The sequence below is a fragment of the Streptomyces aidingensis genome, assembly GCF_900112355.1.
GTDB classification, from domain to species: Bacteria; Actinomycetota; Actinomycetes; order Streptomycetales; family Streptomycetaceae; genus Streptomyces; species Streptomyces aidingensis.
The window spans coordinates 1-23198 of the sequence record NZ_FOLM01000018.1 but is presented as its reverse complement, the minus strand read 5'-3'; the positions used below and the strand labels follow the sequence as shown (position 1 = coordinate 23198).

Sequence of the window (23198 nt, the reverse complement as noted above, 5' to 3'; positions counted from 1 at the left end):
GAAGAATGGAGACCCGATGCAGGCCACGTCCGCCGACCTGGTGCGCGAGATCTATCTCGCCGGCACCGGCGGCCCCGCACCACGGCTGACCACCGATCTGACCGCCCTGGAGGAGCGGGCCCGCACCATCATGACGCCGACCGCGTTCGCCTATGTGACCGGCGACGCCGGAACCGGAGTGACCAGCCGCCTCAACCGGCAGGCGTTCGAGCGGCAGCGGCTGGTGCCGCGGATGCTGCGCGGCGCCGCCCACCGCGACCTGACCGTCTCCCTGCTGGGCCGGCGCCTGACCGCGCCGGTTCTGATGGCGCCCGCGGCGGCCCAGTGCGTACTGCACCACGAGGGTGAACTGGCCTGGGCCGGGGCGGCGGCGGACACCGGGGTCCCGTTCATCCTCTCCACGGCCGCCTCGCACTCGATGGAGGAGGTGGCCGGGGTGGCCGGCGGGCAGCCGCGCTGGTTCCAGCTCTACTGGCCCTCCGACCGGGAACTGGCCGCCTCCCTGGTGCGCCGCGCGGAGCGGAGCGGCTACTCGGCCCTGGTCCTGACGGTGGACGCGCCGACGTTCGGATACCGGCCCACCGATCTGGACCACGGCTATCTGCCGTTCCTGCACGGCGCCGGAATCGCCAACTTCACCTCCGACCCGGTGTTCATGGCCGCGCTGCCCGAGGACCCGGACCAGCGCGCGGTCATCGCGCACTGGACCCGGGTGTTCGCCAACCCCACCCTGGACTGGGACGATCTGCCCTGGCTGCGGAAGGTGACCTCGCTGCCCGTCCTGCTGAAGGGCATCCTGCACCCGGACGACGCCCGCCGGGCGCTCGAACTCGGCGTGGCCGACGGGCTGATCGTCTCCAACCACGGCGGGCGCCAGCTCGACGGCACCGTGGCGGCGCTGGACGCCCTGCCCGCCGTCCGGGCCGCGGTCGGCGACGACATCCCGGTGCTGCTCGACTCCGGGGTCCGGACCGGCAGCGATGTCCTCAAGGCGCTGGCCCTGGGCGCCGACGCGGTGCTGTACGGCAGGCCCTGCCTGTACGGGCTGGCACTCGGCGGCCGGCGCGGTGTGGCCCATGTGCTGCGCTGCCTGCTCGCGGAACTCGACCTGGCGCTGGCGCTCACCGGCTGCCGCTCCGTCGCCGACATCACCCCGGCCCTCCTCGCCCCGCCCGGCCCCCCGGCACCGCCCCCGCCGCCCCGCGGGGCATGACCCGGCCGCCGGCCCTCGCCGTATCCATCCGTACCGGGACCGTTCTGGCCGGCGGACACCCCCGCGGACGAGGGCCGGTCCGTTCCACAGCCGCCCGCCCGGCGGCGGCCACGGGCAGTCCGTGGCACCCGGGAGAGGCCGGCGGTTTATGGCGGTGGACGGATGTGCGGGGGCCGTGCCGCTCAGTGGGGGAGGGGGATTTCGTAGTGGACGGTGGCGAAGCCGGGGCCGTGTTCGCCGGTGGTGCGGGCGTCGAAGATTTCCTTGGCGACGCTGTTCCAGAAGGGCTGCGCGCCGGGGATGTCGGCATTGGTGTGCAGGTAGAGCGAGGCGTAGCCGATGGTGGCGGCGAAGTCGGCGGCCATGGCGACCATGGTCCGGGCCAGTCCGTGGCGGCGGTGTTCGGGGCGGACGTAGACGCGCAGCAGCTGGGCGGTGGAGCCGGAGGGGTAGCGCTCGGCGATCCAGCGCGGGTGCGGGGGGTGCGCGGGGCCGCGGGAGTGCAGGCAGGCGGTGGCCACGATCTGCTGGTCCGGCCGGTCGCCGTGGGCGGCGACCAGCAGCAGGTGCCGCTGGTCGGTCAGGTAGGTGCCGTGCAGGTCGATGACGTCGGCGTGCCAGGCCGGCACATAGCCGTAGCCGAACTCGCGGTAGAAGGTGTCGAGCATGACGCTGCGGGCGCCCTCGGTGTCCTCGGCGGTGGCGGGACGGACCTGGTAGGGGCCGGTCCGGCGGGGGAGGGGGTAGTCGCTCATCCGCTTTCCGTGGGGTCGGGGTGGGGTCGGGATTCGGGATGCGGCGTAGCACCGGCGGCACGCGGTGCTTGCCCGGAGGGCGGGTCCGCGGGCCGCACGGACAGCATATGGCAATGGTTTCCATTTTCGAGCGCCTGAGCCGGTGACGCGGCGGCCGGACCCGGTGATCCCGGCCACTCGCGCGCCGGGACGGCCGCCGGGGATTCCTTCCGGGGAGAGCCGCCCGGCGCCGGGCATGGGCGGGCGGGGCCCGGACCGGGATGATGGGCGGGCCTGTCGTGCCGAGCGCCCATGGGGAGTGGCGGTTGATGAAAGCGTGTGTGATCGGGGCCGGCCCCGGAGGAATCGTCACCGCCAAGGTGCTGCTGGAGAACGGCTTCGACGTCACGGTCCTCGACAAGTACCGGCAGGTGGGCGGGATCTGGTCGGCAGAGGGCTGCTACCACGGGCTGGCGAGCCAGGCGTCCAGGCGCCTGTTCGAGTTCGCGGATCTGCCCAACCGCCTGCACTACGCGGACGCGGCGGACACCCAGCGCTATCTGGAGGACTACGCCAGGACCTTCGGCGTGCTGGAGCGGCTCCGCCCCGGCACCGAGGTGGTCTCCGTCCGCCCGGCTGACGGGCCCGGCCGGCCCGGCGCCCATGGCTGGCTGATCCGCTCCCGGCCCGCCGGGGACCCGGCGGCGCAGGTCCGCGGCGAGGCCTTCGACTGCGTCGCCGTCGCCAGCGGGGCCCATCACCACACCCGTCTGCCCGCACTGCCCGGACGGGAGCTGTTCGGCGGGACCGTGCTGCACTCCAACGAGGTGCGGGCCGGGACCTTCACCGGCCGGCACGTCGTCGTCGTGGGCGGCGGCAAGTCAGCACTGGACCTGGTCACCCGTGCCGCGGCCGAGGCCGCCTCGGCCACCCTGGTGCAGCGCAAGGTGAACTGGATGGTCCCCGAACGGCTGCTGCTCGGACTGGTGGGCTACAAGTGGATCCTGATGACCCGGCTCGGCGAGGCGCTGCTGCCCCGCTACCACGATCCGGCCTGCGTCCGTCCGGTCGACCGCATCGACGAGCGGGTCAAGCGGGCCCTGTGGTGGCTCATCGCCCGCGACATCCTGCTCACCACCGGGCTCTACCGGCTGCCGCGGCGGCTCCGGCCGGCGCAGCCGCTCCCCTTCCACCTGGCCCACGCGGGTGTGATGCCGCGCGGCTATGTCCGGGCCGTCCGCCGCGGCCGGATCACGGCCAGGGTCGCCGCCGTCGAGTCCTGGACGGCCCGGGGGCTGCGGCTGGCCACCGGCGCGGAAGTGGCCGCGGACGTCGTCGTCTTCGCCACCGGGCACGACAAGGTCTTCCCGTTCCTGGACCCGGGGGTGCCGGTGCACGATCCCGCCGGCCGGCTGCGGCTCTACCGGGGCATCGTGCCGCCCGGCGCCGACCGCCTGGGATTCGTCGGCTTCCGGCAGGTCTTCAGCAACATCATGGGCATGGAACTCACCGCCCACTGGCTGACCCGCCACTTCCTGGGGACGCTGCGCACCGCCCCGGGCGAGGAGGAGATGCGCCGGGCCGTCGACGGCCGCCTGGCCTGGCAGGAGCGGGCGATGCCGGGCTCCGGCGGCTACGACTTCGGCCCCTATGACATCCACTGCGCGGACGAGCTCCTGCACGACATGGGCCTGCCCTCCCGCCGGGCCGGAAACCTGCTGGCCGAGTACCTGCTCCCCGGCGGAGTCGCCCACCGCTACGCCGGTCTCTCCCGTCGTCCGGGCCGGGCGGGCGGCCCGACGGCGTAACGCGCCCACCGCGGTGCCGGGGCGGCGGGGAACCCGCCGCCCCGGGGCGGCGGGTTCAGGCGGATTCGGTGGGCAGCCCGGCCGCCACCCAGTCCTGGATGCCCTCGCGGTACTTGCGGACGTTGCGGTAGCCGAGAGCGGTGAGCCGGTCGGCGACCTGCCCGCTGTTGGGGCACGCCGGGTTGGAGCAGTAGGTGACGATGGCGGCGTCGCGGTCGGGGAGGACCGTGGCCGCCCGGGCGTCGACCTGGCCCGGGGTCAGCTCCACGGCCCCGGGCAGATGCCGGGCGGCGTAGTACTCGCCGCCGAGGGTGTCGACGACGGTCACGGTGCCGGCCGTGAGGGAGGCCTTGAGTTCGTCGCGGGTGATGAGTGCGGGCATGCCAGACATCCTCTCGGAATCGGACTATAGTCCGGTTATGACTGACGACGACCTTAGCGGACCGCAGTCCGGTTCTGCAATGCCGCTGGAGCTCCTGCGCACCCCGCCCCCCAGGGAGCGGGCGGACGCCGCGCGCAACCGGGCGGCGGTGCTGGAGGCTGCCGCCCGGCTGTTCGCCGAACGGGGTGCGGAGGCCGTCTCCATGGACGAAGTGGCCGCCGCCGCCGGAGTCGGCAAGGGGACCCTGTTCCGGCGCTTCGGGGACAAGGCGGGGCTGGCCGCGGCCCTGCTGGACGCCCGGGAACGGGAGTTGCAGGAGGCGATCCTGCACGGCCCGCCGCCGCTGGGCCCGGGTGCGGCGCCCGGGGAACGCCTCGCGGCGTTCATCGACGCCTACTTCGACTATCTGCTGGAGCACCTGGCCCTGGTCCGCACCTCGGAGACGGCGGCGGCGGGTGCCCGGTACCGCATCGGCGCATACCGCTTCTGGCACCGGCATGTGACGATCCTGCTCGGCGACAGGGCCCCCGATCCCGAGTGTTCCGCGCATGCCCTGCTGGCGGCCATGGCGGCCGAGCATGTCACCGCGCTGCTGCCCGGGCTCGGCGCGCGGCGCATGCGTGCCGGTCTGCGTCATCTCGCCCGTGCGCTGGGCGAGGCCGGGCGCTGACCCCGGGCCGGCCCCGGAGCGGGGGAGCCACCCCCGCGGGCCGACCGTACGGGACGTCGCCGGGTCCGGGCGCCATCCGTACCGGGGGCGCCGGGGCAGGCCCGACCCCGGCGGCCCGGGCGGATGCCGCTCCCTCCCGGACGCCCGGACAGCCGGGCGTCCGGGAGGGGCCTTGCAGGCACCGCCGGGGGCGACCGCCGGTCAGGAGAGGTCTTCGAGCAGTTCCCGCATGCGGGTCAGCTCGTCGGTGCGGGAGTCGATGATGTCCTGGGCCAGTTCCCTGGCCGGGCCGTAATCGCCCTGGTCCCGCTCGGCCCGGGCGATCTCCAGGGCGCCCTCGTGGTGCTCGGTCATCATCGTCAGAAAGCGGGTGTCGAAACTGTCCCCGGTGGCGGCCACCAGCTCCTCCATGCGTTCCTGGCTCATCATGCCGGGTGCCGGTGCCACCCCGCCGTGGTGGCCCTGGTCCACACCGCTCATCCCCGGGGGCACCTCTTCCTCCCAGCTCTCCAGCCAGCCGGTCATCGTGTCGATCTCCGGCTGCTGCGCCTGGAGCAGTTCCTCTGCGAGGGCCCTGACCTCCTCGGCGGAGGCCTTGGCGGGGGACGAGGCGTTGCCCACGGCTATCTCGGACATCACCATCGTCTGCCGGTGGTGCGGAATCATGTCCTGGGCGAAGTGCACATCGGCGTCGTTGTGTCCGCCACCGGAGCCGGAGCCGGAGCCGCAGGCGGCCAGCAGGACCCCGGCGGCGGCCACGGCGGCGGTGCGCACCGCGTGCCGGAAGCGCGGGCGGACGGAACGGAAGCATGTGCGGGCGGAATTCATGGCGGGGCACTCCTGTGCGGGAAGGCGGGTACGCGGACAACATGAGCGGGCATGCGGGCACGGCCACCCGTACGGGCGGCACGGCACCGTGGACGGCCCGCCTATATGCGCAGGAGTTGCAGTTCGGCCAGGGAGGGCCGGATGCCCCGGACGGGCGGAGCGCCCCGGGTGAGGGCGGCGGTTGCCGGGCACCTCGCCGCGGGGTCCCGGACGGACGGGGGCCGTACGGCCGCCGGCATGTCGCCGCCGTGAGCGGCCCTCGCGGTGGCCGCGGGAACGGCCCCGCGGCCGGGTCCGTCGTCCTGCGGGTGGCACAGCGAGGGTCCGTCACGGTGGGCGTCCCCGTGATGCCCGCCGGCCAGGGCGGCGGGCGGCGTCAGACCGGTGAGCCCCAGCAGGGCGAGAAGCAGGGCGAGCACGGGCAGCGCCGGCATCCGGGCCGGACGCGGCCGTATCGGTGCTCCCTCGGCCCGCGGACTCACGCCGACATGGTACGGGGCGACGGCAACGGCTGTGCCGGCCCGGTGGCGGAGGGCGCCGTCCGGGCCGGCGCGGCCTTGGCCGGGGCCGGTGGGTTCACAGCCGGGAGGCCAGCCAGCGCACCTTCGCGGCCTCCTGGAAGGGGCCGCCGCCCTCGTGGTCGTTGAAGTCGTAGACCTCGATCGTCTTGTCGTCGTGCGCCCACGCGTTGAAGGCCGCGAACACCGTCGAGGGCGGGCAGGTCTGGTCCTCCAGGGCGGTGGAGAACAGCGCGGGAGCCCGGCCGCGGGCGGCGAAGTGCACGCCGTCGAAGTAGGACAGGGTCCGCAGGACCTGCGCGGTGCGGCCCCGGTGGGACTTGAGATAGTTGCCGATCTCCCGGTAGGGGTCGCGGTCGGTGATCGTGACCGCGCGCGGGAAGTCGCACAGGAACGGCACATCCGGCGCGACGGCCGCCAGGTCGGGCACGAGGCCGCCGACCGCTATGGCGATGGCACCGCCCTGGCTTCCGCCGACCGCCGCGGTGCGTGCCGGGTCCGTCAGCGGATGGGCGCGGGCCGCCTCCACGGCACGTACCGCGTCGGTGAACACCCGGCGGTAGTAGTAGCTCTCCGGGGCCTCGACGCCCCGGGTCATGAAGCCGGGGAAGGCGGGGGCGCTGCCGACCGGGTCCGGGGTGTCGCCCGGGGACCAGCCGCTGCCCTGGCCGCGGGTGTCCATGACGAAGTGCGCCCGGCCGGTGGCGGCCCACAGCAGATGGGTGTGCGGCAGACCGCGTCCGCCGCCGTAGCCGATGAACTCCACGACCACCGGCAGCGGGCCGGAGGCGCCGGCCGGCAGGGTCAGCCAGCCCTTGACCGGGTGACCGCCGAACCCGGCGAAGGTCACGTCGTAGACGCGCACCGCGGACAGTCCGGTCTCCACGGCCTCGAAGACGGCGTCCAGCCGGTGCGCCCGGGCCTCCTGGAGGGTCTTGGCCCAGAAGGAGTCGAAGTCCTGGGGTTCGGGGGCGGTGCTGCGGTAGCCGCGGAGCTGGTCGAGCGGGAGGTCGAACAAGGCCATCGGGTTCTGCCTTCGGTGTCGCTGGTGTGCGTGCGCACACGGTGGTCGGGAGGAACCGCGCCCGCGGCGGGCCGCCGATGGGTCCGGGTCCCGGACCCGCGGCTCTCCCGGGCGGAGCCAGTCTAGAAAGCGGCCGGCGCCGCCCCCGGGCCGGCCTTTCCTTCGGCCGTGCGGCGGACACGCGGTTTTCCTCCGGGCGCGACGGGCACCGGGGAGCCATGCGTCATCACCGCCGACCGCTCGCCGATCGCACGGTCTCCCTGCTGGCGGAGGGCTACGCCTGGCTTCCGGACCGGATGCGGCGTGCCCCGGACCACGCCCTGCGCACCCGGGTGCTCGGGCGCCAGGCGCTGGCGCTGCGCGGCCCGGAAGCCGTCCGGTTCTTCTACGACGAACGGCACGTGCGCCGGCACGGGGCCGTTCCGGAGCCGGTGCTCGGCACCCTCTTCGGCCACGGGGCCGTGCACACCCTGGACGGGGAGGAGCACCGGGTCCGCAAGCGGATGTTCCTGTCGCTCCTCACCCCGCCGGACCGGGTGGCGGATGTCGCCGCACACGCCGCCGCGGCATGGGACGAGGCGGTGGCGTCGTGGGCCCGGCGCCCCGGGGCCGTGGTGCTGTTCGACGAGGCGGCGCAGGTCCTGACCGCCGCGGTCTGCCGCTGGGCCGGGGTGCCGCCGGGGGCCGGCCGGGTGGGAGCGGTGGCCGGGGACCTGGTGGCCATGGTCGACGGCTTCGCCACGCTCGGGCCGCGCCACTGGCGTGCCCGCCGGGCCCGCCGCCGGTGCGAGGCGTGGCTGGCGCCGCTGGTCGAGGAGGTGCGGTCGGGCGTGCGCACCGCTCCGGAGGGCTCGGCGCTCGCCGCGGTGGCGGGGCACCGGGACGCCGGTGGCCGGATGCCCGGCCCCCGCACGGCCGCGGTCGAGCTGCTGAACGTGCTGCGCCCCACGGTGGCGATCGCCTGGTATGTCGCCTTCGCGGCGCACGCCCTGCACCGCTGGCCCGCCAACCGGGACCGGCTGCGCGCGGGCGACCGGGCGTACCCGGCCGCCTTCGTCCACGAACTGCGCCGCTTCTACCCCTTCGCGCCCTTCAGCGGAGGCCGGGCGGCCACCGGTCTGTGCTGGCGGGGCACGGCCGTCCCCGCCGGAGGGGTCGTCCTGCTGGACATCTACGGGCAGAACCACGATTCCGGGCTGTGGGGCGACCCGTATGCGTTCCGTCCCGCGCGCTTCCTGGAGCGGCCCGCGGAACGCGACGAACTCATCCCCCAGGGCGGCGGTGACGCCTCGGCGGGGCACCGGTGCCCCGGTGAAGCGATCACGGTCGCCGTGCTGGAGACACTTGTCGTCCGGCTGGCCCGCCTGGAGTACCGGCTACCGCCGCAGGATCTCGGCATCCCCCTGCGGCGGGTGCCGAGCCGGCCGCGCAGCGGGGTCCTGATCGAGCTCGCTCCCCACGTCGCTCCCTGACGTCCGTGACGTCCGTGACGTCCGTGCCGCCGGTCCCCGCCCTCTTTCCGGGGGACTTCGGTCTGCGGCCTGCCCGGCGGCCGAGCCGTGTCCGCCCGGGCCCCGGTGGCCCGGGCGGGCGGCCATGGAGCGCGGACGCCGCTGCACCGGCCCGGCCCTCCTCCGGCGGCCTCCGGAGTTTCCCGTGCCGCGGGTGTTGACTTCGGCCACCGGGCAGGACATTCTCAGCGGCACGAAATCTCGTCTCGCGTTCGGTATCCCGAACCATGGGCGGGGTGCGGTACCCGGAGATCTCCGCGGCCGACCGCGCCCGGCGTCCGTGGGGCCAGGGCGGTACCGGGCCGGCGGCGGCCTCGCCGGGCCTCGGGTCCGGGGGCGCCGTGACATCACCCGGCAGGTGACGGCACAGCAGCACAACAACGGAGTCGAACCGGTTCGGTCGAACCGGTTCGACCCTCGCGGCAGAGCGGCGTCGAACCGATTCGACTCCGCGTGAAGAGAGGCAGGGAGCAGCAACGATGGTGCTATCTCGGACAAGACGGGCAGGCCCCCTCCTGCGGGCGGGGATGATCGTCACCGCGGGGGCCGGTCTGGTCGCGGCCGGGCTGCCGGCGCTTGCGGCGGCGAGTCCGGCCACACCCGAACCGGTGGTGCACTACACCTTCGACGGCGACGATCCGGGCGCCGGCACCGTCGCCGACAGCTCCGGCAACGGACTGGACGGCGAGCTGGTGGGCGGTGCCACGGCGTCCCTGGTGGACGGGGCGGACGGCGGCTCGGCCCTCCAGCTGCCCGGCGGCGGTCCCGACTCGGGCGGCGCCCATGTGCGGCTGCCCAGGGAAGTGCTGGCCGGGGCCGCCGATCTGACCGTCTCCGCGCGGGTGAGGTGGGACGGCAGCACCGCGCCCTGGCAGTGGATCTACGCCCTGGGCAAGGACACCGGCCGCTACCTCTTCACCACCCCCTACAACGGGGACGGCCGGCTGCGCACCGCCGTCACCAACTCCTTCGCCGGCGGTGAGGCCCAGGTCACCGGGTATGCCGCGCTGCCCGCCGGCCAGTGGCGGACCCTCACCGTGACGCTCGACACCGGCGCCGACCGGGTCACCACCTATCTGGACGGCGTCGCGGTCTCCTCCGCCGCCACCACGGTGAGCGCCACCGACCTGCTGGACGACACCACCGCCTTCGCCGGATACCTCGGCAAGTCCTTCTACCCGGACCCGCTGTTCGGCGGAGCGGTGGACGACTTCGCCGTCTACCACACCGCGCTGACGGCCGAGCAGATCGCCCACACCGTGGGGAAGACCCCCGGGATGACCGAACTCTCCCGGACCGCCTTCGAGGTCCGCACCACCACCGGCACCGCGCCCGCGCTCCCCGCCGCCGTCCGCGCCGCCTTCTCCGACGGCTACGACCGCGATGTCCCCGTCACCTGGGACGCCGCCGACCCGGACGACTACGCCGCGCCCGGTGCCTTCACCGTCTCCGGCACCGCCGCCGGGCGGCCGGTCACCGCCACCGTCACCGTGGTCCGCGAGGGCCAGCTGACGATCGACCTGGCCACGGACACCGGCGCCTTCCACGGCGGCGCCTCCGGCACCCTCTACGGCCTCTACGGGCAGGACGTGCCCACCAACAACCTCATCGAGGGCATGCATCTGCGGACCGTCTCCACCAAGGCGCAGGACGGGCCGCAGCACCCCGGCGCCGACGCCCTGGAAGTGGTGAAGCCGCTGGCCGATTCCACCGACGGCGACGTCTACATCTATATGACCGACATCCACCGGGGCTTCCCCTACCAGTGGGAGGGCGACACCCCGCAGGAGAAGGTCGCCCTCTACCGGGAGAAGATCGCCACACAGGTGGACCAGGTGCTCCAGCTCCCCGAGGAGTACCAGGACAACATCGTCTTCGTGCCGTTCAACGAGCCCGAGGGCAACATGTTCGGCACCGGCGAGTGGAGCCACAGCCGGGTGAGCTGGCTGTCCGACCCCACCGACTACTTCGCCACCTGGGACGACTTCTACCGGCTGATCAAGGGCAAGATGCCGGACGCCCGGATCGCCGGCCCCAACACCAGTGTGCTGTACGCCCAGGTCAAGGGCTTTCTGGAGCACACCGTGCAGGCCGGCACCGTGCCGGATGTGATGACCTGGCACGAGCTGAGCCACCCCGAGCAGGTCCGCACCAGCGTCGCCCGCTACCGCGACTGGGAGCGGGAGGTCTTCGCCGGCACCGCCCACGAAGGCCGGCAACTGCCCATCAACATCAACGAGTACGCCTTCAACTACCACACCTCGGTGCCCGGCCAGATGATCCAGTGGATCTCCGCCATCGAGGAGTCCAAGGTCGACGCCGACATCGCCTACTGGAACATCGACGGCAATCTCTCCGACTCGGCCGTGCAGTCCAACCGGGGCAATGGCCAGTGGTGGCTGTATCACGCCTACGGCTCCATGACCGGCCACACCGTGCGGGTCACCCCGCCGTTCCCCGGCCGGAACTACACCCTCCAGGGCGTGGCCACCCTGGACGAGGACAAGGCGCAGGCCCGGGTGCTGTTCGGCGGCTCCTCCGGCAAGGGCCACATCCGGTTCGAGAACGTGCCGGACGCCCTGTCCGGCGGCACCGTGCACGCCTGGGTGCGGGAGATCCCCTGGACCGGGCAGATCGGCGACTCCTCCGGACCCCGGCTGCTCACCGAGACCGAACTGACGGTGGGCCAGGACGGCGCGGTCTCCGTCGACTTCGGCGGCGGCGAGGAGGGCGGCCTGCCGGCGCTGGAGGAGTCCTCCGCCTACGAGATCGTGCTGACCCCGGCCGGCTCCGCCACCGGCACCGCCACCGCCCCCGTGCTGTGGCAGGGCAGCTACGAGGCCGAGGACGCGGCCCACACCGGCAGCGGCTACAGCCGCAACGGCCCCGAGGGCTCACCCTCGGACGTCTCCAAGTTCTACACCTCCGGCGGCCACAACGTCGGCGGCCTGCGCACCGGCTCCGATGTGCGGCTCGACTTCACCGTGGAGGTGCCGCGGGACGGCGTCTACGACCTGAGCGTCTTCGCCAACTCCCTCAACACCTACGGCCTGATCGAGGAACAGGGACCGACCAACGTCTTCCTCACCGTGGACGGGGAAGCCGAACAGGAACTGTTCCTGCCGCTGGGCTACAAGTGGGTGGTCTGGGACCACACCGACACCACCGTCGAACTGACCGCCGGCGAGCACACCCTCACCCTGGCCGCGCGGAGCCTGGACGGCACCGGCGCCACCCGGGGCGACGCCATCGTCGACCGCATCACGCTCTCGCTGCCCGCGCCCGGCGCGGACACCGCCGTCCACGAGGCCGAACTGGCCGGCATGAGCGGCGGCGCCCGCCCGGTCTACGACCTGCCGGGCAACCGGCCGGCCTCCGGCTCCGGCGCCGCGCGGCTCGGCAAGGGCGACGGCGTCACCTTCTGGGTCTACTCCCGGGCAGACGCCGAATCCACCCTCGACGTCCGCATCCTGGGCGGCGGCAAGGCCCGCCTCGCCGTCAACGGCCAGCAGGTGCTGGACGCCAGGGGCGCCCGCTCCACGGTGGCGGTCTCCCTCTCCGGCGGGGTCAACAAGGTCACCCTCACCGGCCTGACCGGCCGGACCCTGATCGACCGGCTCACCGTCCGGCCCACCGGCGGCGCCCTGCCCGAGCGGTCCTACCAGGCCGAGGACGCCGAACTCGGCGGCACCGCCACCACCACGGAACTGAGCCTGGCCGAAGGCGGCGCCGCGGTCACCGGCGTGGGCGGCGAGCCCGGCAACGGCAACACCCTCACCTTCCGGGTCACCGCCGAGCAGGCCGGCCTGCACGCGCTGCGCATCCGCTACGCCAACCCCGAGCAGTCCGAGGCCACCCACTACAACCCGGACCCGCTGGTGCGCCACGCGGACCTCTCCGTCAACGGCGGCGAGCCGAGCCGGGTGACCTTCCCGCACTCCTTCCACGAGAACAACTTCTGGGAACTCACCGTCCCGGTGCGGCTGACCGAGGGCGAGAACACCCTGACCTTCCGGTCCGAGGAACTGCCCAACTTCGACGGCGAGAGCTATGCCTCCGACACCTTCCCCGGGGTGCTGCTGCGCTCGTCCTTCGCGCCCCTGATCGACAGGATCACCATCGCCGGGTTCTCGGCCGCCAGGCCGTGACCGGACGATCAGGGAGAGCACCAGGAAGAGAAGCACCAGGAAGAGAAGGGAGTCACATGGTCACCATCGGCGATATCGCGCGCGCCGCCGGGGTTTCCCGCTCCACCGCGTCCTACGCACTGTCCGGCAAGCGGTCCATCTCCGCCGAGGTCCGGCAGCGCGTGGAGCAGGCGGTACGGGAACTGGGCTACACCCCCAACGCCGGAGCCCGGGCGCTGGCCACCTCGGAGACCATGGTCATAGGGCTGCTCGCCCAGTTCCTGGCGGACGAATTCGCCCCGGCGATGCTCCAGTACATCCTGGGCGTCTCCGACACCGCCCGCGAGCTGGGATACGACACCCTGCTGGTCACCGAGGCGGACGGGGCGCGCGCCCTGCGCCGGATCACCGACTCCCGCATGGTGGACGGCGTCGTCCTGCTGAACGTCGCGCAGGACGACGCCCGCCTGCCGGTCCTCCGGGCCGCCGCGCAGCCCGGCGCGCTGGTCGGCATGCCGGGCGACTGCACCGGGGTGGACGTCTTCGATCTCGACTTCGAGGCGGCCGGCCGGATGATGGTGGACCACATGCACGCCCTGCACCACCGGGAACTCATCCTGATGTCGCAGCCCGAGCATGTGGTGCAGCGCGGCGGCGCCTACGTCTGGCGGCTGCAGGACGCCGTGGCGCAGCAGGCCCGGGCCCGTTCCATCCGGCTGCACGCCGTCTACGGCGAGTCGGCGCAGCCCGCGGCCGGACGCAGCCTGCATGCCGTGCTGGACGCCCACCCCGGCGCCACCGGCCTGCTGCTCAACAACGAGGCGGCGGCGGCTGCCCTGCCCTCGGTGATGCACGAGCGCGGACTGCGGGCGCCGCGGGACCTGTCGGTCGTCGGCCGCTACTCCGACGAGTTCGCCCGCACCTTCTCGCTGCCGTTCTCCTCCATCGAGAGCGCGCCCGACCGCCTCGGGGAGCTGGCCGTGCGGCAGCTCGTGCACCGCATCGTCTCCCCCCGGGCCGCCCGGGAACCGCACGTGGTGCGGCTGCTTCCGCCCGAACTGGTCGACCGGGGCAGCAGCGGCCCGCCGCCGCCCCGCGTCACGCACTGATACTCAGCACAAGGAGCAACACTGCCATGACCCGTCTTCCCAGACCCGCCCGCACCTCCCTGGCGCTCGGCGCCGCCCTGTGCACCCTGGCCGGCGCCGCCGCGTGCTCCTCCTCGGCCTCCTCCGGGGAGGGCGGTGACGGCGGCCCGGCCGGCGCCTACACCTGGTGGGACCCCTACCCGCAGCACGACGACTCCTCGGGCTGGGCGCAGCGCGTCGCCAAGTGCGGCACGGAAGCGGGCGTCACCATCGAACGCACCGCCTACGACACCACCGCGCTGACCAACCAGGCGCTGCTGGCCGCCCAGGAGGGCACCTCGCCGGACATCATCCTGCTGGACAACCCGGCCGTGTCCACCCTGGCCGAGACCGGGATGCTCACCACCATGGAGGAGTTCGGCCTGGACACCTCCGGCATCGACGAGAACCTGCTGGCCGCCGGGGTCCTGGACGACCAGGCGTACGGCATACCCATCGGCGCCAACACCCTGGCCCTCTACTACAACCAGCAGGTGCTGGACGAGGCCGGGGTCGATCCCGCCTCGGTCACCGACTGGGACTCGCTCACCGCCGCCCTGGAGCAGGTGACCGGAGCCGGGCACAAGGGCATCACCTTCGCCGCCATCGGCACCGAGGAGGGCTCCTTCCAGTTCCTGCCCTGGTTCTGGGGCGCCGGAGCCGATCTGCGGGATCTGTCCTCGGCGGACGCGGTCGAGGCCCTGGAGCTGTGGAGCGGCTGGCTGGAATCCGGCTACGCCCCCAACTCGGTGATCAACAACTCCCAGAACACCACCTGGGAGGAGTTCCTCACCGGCGACTTCGGCTTCGCGCTGAACGGCACCTGGCAGGTCAACAGCGCCGCCGAGGCCGGCTTCCCCACCGGCGTGCTGCCCGTCCCGGCCCAGGACGGCGGGGCCGCCCCGGCGCCCACCGGAGGCGAGTTCATCACCGCCCCGGTGCAGGACGACACCGCCCGCTACGAGGTCACCAAGAAGATCGTGGAGTGCATGACCACGCCCGAGGGCATGGTCGAGACCGCCACCACCTTCGCCTACTACATCCCGCCGACCGCGGACGGCCAGCAGCAGCTGCTCGCGGACAGCCCGGACCTCCGGCCATGGGTGGACGCGGTGCGGGTCGCCCGCGGACGCACCAGCGACAACCTGGGCACCGACTACCCCAAGATCTCCGAGGCCCTGTGGACCGCCGTGCAGAAGGCGCTGAGCGGCGCCGCCGATCCGGCGGACGCGCTCGCCGAGGCCCAGGCCGCCGCCGAGGACGAGATCGGCTGACGCCGAGCCCAGGAGCAGCCTTCCATGCCTGTGACCACCACATCCGCGCCACGGCTGCGGAAGCCGGGCGGGGCGGAGGCCGGCCTGCCGGCCTCCGCCCCCCGCCCGCCGGCCCGCGTCCGGGTGCGGTCCACCCAGTGGGCCGCGCTCGGTTTCCTGGCCCCGCTGATCGTCTACCTGCTGGCCTGCTACGCCTACCCGCTCTACCGGAACATCGACCTGAGCCTGCACGACTACACCGTCCGGTCCTTTGTGCAGGGCGGCGCCGACTTCGCCGGCCTGGAGAACTACCGGGACGTCCTCACCGACGACGGCTTCCTCCCGGCGCTGCGCAACACCTTCCTGTTCACCTTTGTCTCCATCGCCGCCCAGTACGCCATCGGCCTGGCCCTGGCCGTCTTCTTCCGCAACAACTTCCGGCTCTCGGCGGTGCTGCGCGGCATGTTCCTGGTGCCCTGGCTGCTGCCGCTGATCGTCTCCGGCTCCACCTGGGCCTGGATGCTGAACAGCGACAACGGCATCGTCAACACCGTGCTGGAGTCCTTCGGGGCCGGCCGGATCAACTGGCTGACCGACCCGGGCTGGGCGCTGGTCTCGGTGATCATCGCCAACATCTGGCTGGGCGTCCCGTTCAACCTGGTCATCCTCTACTCCGGGCTGCAGAACATCCCCGAGGAGCTGTACGAGGCCGCGGCCCTGGACGGGGCGAACGCCTGGCAGCAGTTCTGGCGGATCACCTTCCCGCTGCTGCGGCCGGTCTCCGGCATCACCCTGCTGCTCGGCCTGGTCTACACGCTCAAGGTCGTGGACGTCATCTGGATCATGACCACCGGCGGACCCGGCGGCGCCTCCACCACCCTGGCCGTGTGGTCCTACCGGGAGGCGTTCGGCACCGGGCTGCCCGACTTCTCGCCCGCCGCGGCCATCGGCAATCTGCTGCTGCTCATCGCGCTGGCCTTCGGCTTTCTCTACCTGCATCTCCAGCGTCGACAGGAACGGACATGACAGCCCTGACGCAGCCGGTGCGGCGCCGGCACCGGGCGCGGTGGAAGACCGTCCTGGGCATCGCCCTGACCGCCGCGATGCTCTTCCCGGTCTACTGGATGGTCAACGTCTCCCTGACCAGGACCGAGGACATGCGGTCCGATCCGCCGCACTGGTTCCCGTGGAACCCCACCCTGGAGGGCTACGCCAACGTCCTGGACGACCAGTTGCCGGCCATGACCACCAGCCTGGGCATCGGCGTGGGCTGTGTGGCGCTCACCCTGCTGGTGTCCGCGCCCGCCGCCTTCGCCCTGGCCAAGCTCCGCCCGTGGGGTGCCGGACCGCTGACCTTTGTGCTGCTGGTGGTGCAGATGATCCCCGGGGTGGTGATGGCCATCGGCTTCTACGCCGTCTATGTGCGGCTGGGCTGGCTCAACACCGTGTGGGGGCTGATCCTCGCCGACTCCACCATCGCCGTCCCGTTCGGGGTGCTGGTGCTGACGGCCTTCATGACCGGGGTGCCGGGGGAACTCCTCCAGGCCGCCCGCATCGACGGGGCCGGCCGGTGGCGCACCTTTGTCTCGGTGGTGCTGCCGCTCAGCCGCAACGCCCTGCTGACGGTGTCCCTGTTCACCTTCCTGTGGGCCTGGTCGGACTTCATCTTCGCCTCCACCCTCAGCCGCAACGCCGACGCGGTTCCCGTCACCCTCGGCATCTACGCCTATATCGGCAACAACACCACCCAGTGGAACTCGATCATGGCGACGGCCGTCGTCGCCTCCGTGCCCGCCGCCGTGCTTCTGGTGGTCGCCCAGCGCTACGTCGCCGGCGGCGTGGTCGCGGGCGCCGTCAAGGACTAGCTCCCCTCCCCGAGCAACACCGAGAAACCCTGAGAAACACTGAGGAAAAGCTTTTCATGGTGATCTTCCGACACACCCCGGACGCCCTGGAGGTCCGGCACCGCCACGAGGTGCTGACCATCCGGCCATGGGGGGCCGACAGCGTCCGGGTGCGCGCGGCCCGGTTCCGGATACCGCAGGACAGCCCCGGCGCGCTCGACGAGCCGCCGCCGGGCGATCCGCCCCGGATCACCACGGCGGCCGACCACGCCGTCCTGGTGCACGGCGACCTCACCGTCCGGGTGGACTTCGACCGCGAAGCGGCCTTCCCCGAGCCGCTGCTGACCTTTCTGCGCACCGGTACCGGGGAGGAACTGCTCGCCGAGAGCCGGGAACACTTCTGGCTGCCCGGCGCCCGGGTGATCACCGGCAACCGTTCCGGCGCCGGCGAGGTGCACCAGCAGTTCGCCGCCTACGACGGGGAGCGGCTGTACGGCATGGGCCAGCGCACCCACGGCCGGCTCGACCTCAAGGGCCTGGCCCTGGACCTGGTGCAGCGCAACGGCGAGGTGAACATCCCCTTCGTGCTCTCCAGCCGCGGCTACGGCCTGCTGTGGAACCTGCCCGCCGTGGGACGGGTGGAGTTCGCCGCCAACGCCACCCGCTGGCAGGCCGGCCAGGCCCGGGAGATCGACTACTGGTTCACCGCCGCCCCGACCCCGGCGGCCGTCCTCGCCCGGTACGCCGACGCCACCGGACATGTCCCCGAACTCCCCGCCTGGGCCAGCGGCTTCTGGCAGTCCAAGCTGCGCTACCGCGACCAGGAGGAACTGCTCGCCGTGGCCCGGGAGCACCGGCGCCGCGGCCTGCCGCTGTCCGTCATCGTCACCGACTACTTCCACTGGTCGGCCATGGGCGACTACCGCTTCGACCCGGCCGAATGGCCCGATCCCCGGGCCATGGTGGAGGAACTGGCCGCCCTGGGCGTGGAACTGATGGTCTCGGTCTGGCCCACCGTCTCCCCGCTGTCCGAGCACTTCGCCGACTACCGCGACCGGGGCCTGCTGGTGGGCACGGACCAGGGCGTGGAGTTCCACCAGACCATCCGCGACAAGGGCATGGCGGCCCCCATGCCGGTCGCCTTCTACGACCCCACCAACCCCGAGACCCGGGAGTTCGTCTGGGAGCTGATCCGGCGCAACTACCGCAGCCTGGGCATCCGGGTCTTCTGGCTGGACGCCTGCGAGCCCGAGCTCAACCCGGCCCACCCCGGCAATCTCGCCCTCTACGCCGGTCCGGGCGCCGAAGTGGCCTGCGTCTACCCCCGGGACAACGCCCGGCTGTTCGCCGAGGGCATGGCCGCCGACGGCGAGCCGCCCACCGTGCTGCTGTGCCGCTCGGCCTGGGCCGGGGCGCAGAAGTACGGGGCGGCGGTCTGGTCCGGCGACATCCCGGCCACCTGGGAGTCCCTGCGGCAGCAGATCCGCGCCGGGCTGAACATCGGGCTGTCCGGCATCCCGTGGTGGACCACCGACATCGGCGGCTTCCACGGCGGCGACGCCGGCGCCCCGGCCTACCGGGAGCTGATGATCCGCTGGTTCCAGTTCGGCGTCTTCTGCCCGCTGTTCCGGCTGCACGGCGACCGGGAACCGCGCACCCCCACCGGCCATGCGCAGACCGGCGGCCCCAACGAGGTCTGGTCCTTCGGCGAGGAGGCGTACCAGATCCTCTCCGGCCTGCTCCACCTGCGGGAACGCCTGCGCCCCTATCTGCACGAGCAGATGCGGGAGGCCGCCCGCAGCGGGCTGCCGCCGATGCGCCCGCTGTTCCTGGACCACCCGCACGACGCACACGCCTGGACGGTGGAGGACCAGTTCCTGTTCGGCCCGGACGTGCTGGTCGCCCCGGTGACCGGGCCCGGGCTGCGCAGCCGGGAGGTCTACCTGCCGGCCGGCACCCGCTGGCACGATCCCGCCACCGGCCGGCGGTACGAGGGCGGACGCACCGTCACCATGGCCGCACCCCTGGACCGCATCCCCGTCCTCACCCGCGAGGGTGCCGACATCCCGCTGCACGCATGAGGGAGAACACCGACATGACCGTGGCGGAGCACGCCCCCCACCGCACCCCCGGCGCCGCACCGCGGGGCGGCAGCCCCGTGGTGCCGACCAGGGGCCCGCTGCGGCCCCTGGGCATGGCCGAGGCGGCACTCACCGGCGGCCCGTGGGCGGCCCTCCAGCGGACCAACGCCACCGCCTCGCTGGACCACTGCGAGCGGTGGATGGAACGCGTCGGCTGGCTGGCCAACTTCGACCGGGTGGCCGAGGGCACCACGGGCGGGGACCGGCCCGGCTGGTGCTTCTCCGACTCCGAGGTCTACAAGCTTCTCGAAGCCCTGGCCTGGGAGCACGGCCGCACCGGCGACCCCCGGCACGAGGCGGCGATCCGCCGCCTGACCACCCGCATAGGCCGCGCCCAGGACCCCGACGGCTACCTCAACACCTGCTTCGGCCACCCGGGGCAGCCGCCCCGCTACAGCGACCTGGAGTTCGGCCACGAGCTGTACTGCACCGGCCATCTGCTCCAGGCCGCGGTCGCCCGCCTGCGCACGGCCGGCGAGGACGCCCTGGTGGCGCTAGCCCGCCGGGCGGCCGACCATGTCTGCGCCGTGTTCGGGCCGCGGGGCCTGCCCGGGATCTGCGGCCACCCGGAGATCGAGGTGGGCCTGGCCGAGCTGGGCCGGGCCCTGGACGAGCCCCGCTATCTGGCGCAGGCCCGGCTCTTCCTGGACCGCCGCGGCCACCGCACGCTCAAGGACATCCCGCTGGGCCGCGCCTACTTCCAGGACGACATCCCGGTCCGGCAGGCCGTGGCATGGCGCGGCCACGCGGTGCGCGCCCTGTACCTGTCCGCCGCGGCCGTGGACATCGCCGTCGAGCACCGGGACCGGGAACTGCTGGACGCCATCGAGCGGCAGTGGACCCGTACCGTCGCCCGGCGCACCCATCTGACCGGCGGCATGGGCTCCCGCCACCAGGACGAGGGCTTCGGCGAGGACTGGGAACTGCCCCCGGACCGCGCCTACTGCGAGACCTGCGCCGGGGTCGCCTCGGTCATGGTGAGCTGGCGCCTGTTCCTGGCCACCGGCCGGGTGCGCTACGCCGATCTCATGGAGCGCACCTTCTACAACGTCATCGCCGCCTCGCCGCGCTCCGACGGCCGGGCCTTCTTCTACGCCAACCCGCTCCAGCAGCGGGTGGCCGGGGAGCCGTCCGACGACGACGCGGTCAGCCCGCGCGCCGAGGGCGGCACCCGGGCCGCCTGGTTCGACGTCTCCTGCTGTCCGACCAATGTCGCCCGCACCCTGGCCACCTGGCACACCTGTCTCGCGGCGGCCGGGCAGGACGGCCTCACCCTGCTGCAGTACGCCCCCGCCGAGATCCGTACCGTGCTCGGCGACGGGCGTGCCCTGGGGCTGGAGACCGAGACCGGCTATCCGTACGACGGGCTGGTCACGGTGCGGGTCGCGCAGGCGCCGCCGGGCCGGGTGCGGCTGCGGCTGCGGATCCCGGCGTGGGCCGGCGGCGCCGAGCTGGAGGAGGGCGGCCGGCGGCGCCCGGTGGCGCCGGGCTGGGCGGTGGTCGACCGGGAACTCGCCGCGGGCGAGGAGATCCGGCTCCGGCTCCCCCTGGCGCCGCGCTTCACCTGGCCGGATCCGCGCATCGACGCGCTGCGCGGCTGCGTCGCGGTGGAACGCGGCCCGCTGGTCTACTGCGCCGAGTCCGTCCATCTGCCCGACGGGGCCGCTCTGGACGGCCTGGCGGTGGACACCTCCGTCGCCCCCGTGGCGGACACGGAACCCGGCGGCGGGGACGGAGGGGACGGCGGCCGGGTCCGGGTCCGGGCGCTGCTCACCTCCCCGGGCGGCCCCGGACCGGAACCGGCCTGGCCCTACGGCGGCGCGGCGGAGACCGGCGGGACCGGCGGCGAGCCCGCCGCGCTGACCCTCACCCCGTACTACCGCTGGGCCGAGAGCGGCCCCACGGCGATGCGGGTCTGGCTCCCCGCGGCGCCCGGGGCCTGAACCCCGGCCGGCGGCCGGACGGGCTAGCGAAGCCGGAAGGTGGTCAGCACCATCGCGTGGTCGGAGGGCCAGTCGTTGAAGACGAACTGGTTCCAGTGGCCGTCGTCGACGGTGATCCTGCCCGTGAGCACCGTCCGGGAGTCCACCACGGACAGGCCGCTGCCCTTGCAGAAGACGAAGTCGATCCGGTCCTGCGGCTCCGGGCGGGCGCCCGACCAGCGGTCCGTGGGTGACCATGTCTCACCCGGGTGTGTCCGGGGATCGGGGTGGGCGGTGCGGTAGGTGTCGCGCATCCCGGCCCGTTCCAGCAGGAGCGTCGCGGGCCAGTTGCGGAATCCGCTCTTCTGCACGGCGGTGGTCCAGTCGCGGTGGGACGGGCTGTTGAAGTCACCCAGCAGGATCACGGGAACGGTGTCGGCGGTGCACAGCCGCGGCGCGATCTCGGCCAGGATCCGCCCCATCTCGGTGGCGCGCTGCGAGGCCATTTCCTCCTTCTGCACCCGCGCGGTGAACCTCTTCTCCCCGACCGGGGCCTGGTGCGGTCCGTAGTGCGTGTAGTCCAGGTGCACCGAGCACAGGGTGAGGCGCCGGCCGTTCACCTCGACCGTGACCAGGACGAAGCCGGGGAAGTCCGCCGCCTCCACGATCGGGTGGCGGCTGACGAAGCAGACGTCGCCGCGGTCCTGGTGGTCCCGGTAGTGCCAGCCCAGGCGGGTGGCCAGCTCCCGGGCCGTGCCCTTCCGCTCGCGCGCCTCCTGGAGGCCGACGATGTCGACGCGCTGTTCCAGCAGCACCCGCAGGGCCTTCTCCCGTGCGCTCCAGACGTGGTTGAAGTCGTACCAGGCGTTCCAGCTCGCGACCCGGAGGGTCGCCACGGGCGGGGTGCCCGGCCGCCCCACGGGGACCTCGACCGTCATGTCCGCGGTGTGGCCGTGCGGGCCCCGGGCACCCACCACAACGCTCCCGCTGCCGCCGGCCAGGCCGGGGGGCGCGGTGCCGGTGACCCAGCCGTCGGCGGAGACGATCAGCCAGCCGTCCCCGCCGGCCTTGAAGAACGTCACCTCCTCGTCGAAACTCTCGATGACCCCCCGGACCGGGACCCGGCACTCCGAGCCCGCCTCGCAGGCCGGAGCCGTCATCGACTCGGCCAGGAAGTACGGGGCCTGCTCCACGACAAAGGGATCGGACTCGGCCAGAAGTCCGGGCGGGTCATGACCCGAGAAAAGCTTGAGGACATAACGGCCGGGGACAATGCCCGCCAATTTTGATTTTGTGGTCCGTGGTGTCCTCCCCGAGAACGACACCACCCCCTTGCTGCCGGGTGCGTATTCAAAGGCCAGCCACTTCTCGCTGCCCGCCCGGTAAAGTCCTATCCAGTTGTCGGCTGCTTCGGACTGATAATGCGCCTTTATTTCACCGCCCAGCCGGAGCGGGCTTCCGTCGTACAGACAGAGGAAATTCGTCATGGGACGAGGGGAACACAGGGGGCAGGGGGGTGCATCCGGCTCTGCCCCGTCGGGGTGAACCGCGCTCACGATCCGTCCCCGGGCACGCCGGGGGACGGCCGGATCCGGCCTGCGCGCCGGCCGCGCCCCCGGCGGATGCCTCCGCCGCTGCCGCGTTCCGGTCCTGCACGGTTCCCCCGGGCTGCACCTGCACCGGCACCCGGAGCCGGACCATGTACGGCCTCCGGCAGCTCTGAGGGCCGGTCCGTGCGGGAGTCCGGGTGGGCTCCCGCACGGACCGGGGGGGTGGGTCAGGTGGTGGTGCAGGTGGTGCCGTTGAGGGTGAAGGTGGTGGGGGCGGGGTTGGTGGTGCCTCTGGTGCCGATGAAGCCGAGGGTGACCGAGCCGCCGGCGGGGATGGTGCGGGTCCAGTCCGCGGGGGTGACGCTGACGGTGTTCCCGTTCTGGGCGGGGGTGCCGCCCCACATGTTGGTGACCCTCTGCCCGGCGGGGAAGGCGAAGTCCAGGGTCCAGCCGGTCAGGGCGGTGGCGGCGGTGTTGCGGATGACGATCTCGCCCTGGAAGCCGCTGCCCCAGTCGCCCGCCACCCGGTAGTCCACACCGCAGGTG

General features: G+C 73.2%; 18 protein-coding genes. 11 read left to right on the top strand and 7 right to left on the bottom strand.

What is annotated here, in order from left to right; all coding sequences use genetic code 11:
- Positions 1-16 precede the first annotated feature (16 nt).
- The gene (locus tag BM242_RS24295) at positions 17-1213 is read left to right on the top strand and encodes an alpha-hydroxy-acid oxidizing protein (RefSeq protein WP_093841070.1); all 1197 of its coding nucleotides are present in this window, start codon (positions 17-19) and stop codon (positions 1211-1213) included.
- A gap of 182 nt (positions 1214-1395) precedes the next feature.
- On the opposite strand, the gene BM242_RS24290 is transcribed toward BM242_RS24295, so the two are convergent.
- The gene (locus BM242_RS24290; protein WP_093841069.1) at positions 1396-1968 is read right to left on the bottom strand and encodes a GNAT family N-acetyltransferase; all 573 of its coding nucleotides are present in this window, start codon (positions 1966-1968) and stop codon (positions 1396-1398) included.
- Positions 1969-2276: 308 nt separating this feature from the next.
- Here BM242_RS24290 and BM242_RS24285 point away from each other — a divergent pair, with 308 nt between their 5' ends.
- A complete protein-coding gene (locus BM242_RS24285) occupies positions 2277-3755 on the top strand; it encodes a flavin-containing monooxygenase (protein ID WP_175541557.1) in 1479 nt (492 codons plus the stop codon).
- Between the two features lie 55 nt (positions 3756-3810).
- On the opposite strand, the gene BM242_RS24280 is transcribed toward BM242_RS24285, so the two are convergent.
- Positions 3811-4137: a rhodanese-like domain-containing protein gene (locus BM242_RS24280; protein ID WP_093841067.1), complete on the bottom strand. Its 327-nt coding sequence runs from the start codon at positions 4135-4137 to the stop codon at positions 3811-3813.
- 79 nt (positions 4138-4216) lie between these two features.
- Between BM242_RS24280 and BM242_RS24275 the strand changes: the two genes are divergently transcribed.
- Positions 4217-4807, top strand: a complete 591-nt coding sequence (locus BM242_RS24275) for a TetR/AcrR family transcriptional regulator (RefSeq protein WP_175541556.1) — start codon at positions 4217-4219, stop codon at positions 4805-4807.
- 201 nt (positions 4808-5008) lie between these two features.
- On the opposite strand, the gene BM242_RS24270 is transcribed toward BM242_RS24275, so the two are convergent.
- The 3 genes from BM242_RS24270 to BM242_RS24260 all read right to left on the bottom strand — a co-directional run bounded on the left by BM242_RS24270 (position 5009) and on the right by BM242_RS24260 (position 7177).
- A complete protein-coding gene (locus BM242_RS24270; protein ID WP_093841066.1) occupies positions 5009-5635 on the bottom strand; it encodes a DUF305 domain-containing protein in 627 nt (208 codons plus the stop codon).
- Between the two features lie 101 nt (positions 5636-5736).
- Positions 5737-6117, bottom strand: a complete 381-nt coding sequence (locus tag BM242_RS24265; protein ID WP_139238428.1) for a hypothetical protein — start codon at positions 6115-6117, stop codon at positions 5737-5739.
- A 94-nt stretch (positions 6118-6211) separates the two neighbouring features.
- The gene (locus BM242_RS24260; RefSeq protein ID WP_093841064.1) at positions 6212-7177 is read right to left on the bottom strand and encodes an acetylxylan esterase; all 966 of its coding nucleotides are present in this window, start codon (positions 7175-7177) and stop codon (positions 6212-6214) included.
- Positions 7178-7395: 218 nt separating this feature from the next.
- Here BM242_RS24260 and BM242_RS24255 point away from each other — a divergent pair, with 218 nt between their 5' ends.
- From BM242_RS24255 to BM242_RS24220, 8 genes are all read left to right on the top strand, one after another.
- The gene (locus BM242_RS24255; RefSeq protein WP_093841063.1) at positions 7396-8649 is read left to right on the top strand and encodes a cytochrome P450; all 1254 of its coding nucleotides are present in this window, start codon (positions 7396-7398) and stop codon (positions 8647-8649) included.
- Between the two features lie 566 nt (positions 8650-9215).
- Positions 9216-12836, top strand: a complete 3621-nt coding sequence (locus BM242_RS24250) for a LamG-like jellyroll fold domain-containing protein (protein WP_093841062.1) — start codon at positions 9216-9218, stop codon at positions 12834-12836.
- 56 nt (positions 12837-12892) lie between these two features.
- Positions 12893-13924, top strand: a complete 1032-nt coding sequence (locus tag BM242_RS24245) for a LacI family DNA-binding transcriptional regulator (RefSeq protein ID WP_093841061.1) — start codon at positions 12893-12895, stop codon at positions 13922-13924.
- Between the two features lie 26 nt (positions 13925-13950).
- Positions 13951-15216: a sugar ABC transporter substrate-binding protein gene (locus tag BM242_RS24240; RefSeq protein ID WP_093841060.1), complete on the top strand. Its 1266-nt coding sequence runs from the start codon at positions 13951-13953 to the stop codon at positions 15214-15216.
- Positions 15217-15240: 24 nt separating this feature from the next.
- The gene (locus BM242_RS24235; RefSeq protein WP_093841059.1) at positions 15241-16221 is read left to right on the top strand and encodes a carbohydrate ABC transporter permease; all 981 of its coding nucleotides are present in this window, start codon (positions 15241-15243) and stop codon (positions 16219-16221) included.
- Positions 16218-17060, top strand: a complete 843-nt coding sequence (locus tag BM242_RS24230) for a carbohydrate ABC transporter permease (protein WP_093841058.1) — start codon at positions 16218-16220, stop codon at positions 17058-17060. Before BM242_RS24235 ends, BM242_RS24230 begins: the two co-directional genes overlap by 4 nt.
- A 56-nt stretch (positions 17061-17116) precedes the next feature.
- Positions 17117-19120: a glycoside hydrolase family 31 protein gene (locus BM242_RS24225; RefSeq protein ID WP_093841057.1), complete on the top strand. Its 2004-nt coding sequence runs from the start codon at positions 17117-17119 to the stop codon at positions 19118-19120.
- Positions 19117-21123, top strand: coding sequence for a glycoside hydrolase family 127 protein (locus tag BM242_RS24220; protein ID WP_245834478.1), 2007 nt, complete (start codon positions 19117-19119; stop codon positions 21121-21123). The genes BM242_RS24225 and BM242_RS24220 overlap by 4 nt, the downstream gene beginning before the upstream one ends.
- A 23-nt stretch (positions 21124-21146) precedes the next feature.
- Here the strand turns inward: BM242_RS24220 and BM242_RS24215 are convergent, their stop codons facing one another.
- Positions 21147-22589 (bottom strand): endonuclease/exonuclease/phosphatase family protein, encoded by a 1443-nt coding sequence (locus BM242_RS24215; protein ID WP_093841055.1) that lies wholly within the window; start codon positions 22587-22589, stop codon positions 21147-21149.
- Between the two features lie 290 nt (positions 22590-22879).
- The coding region (locus BM242_RS24210) for a cellulose binding domain-containing protein (protein WP_175541432.1) at positions 22880-23198 on the bottom strand (319 nt) is incomplete at its 5' end.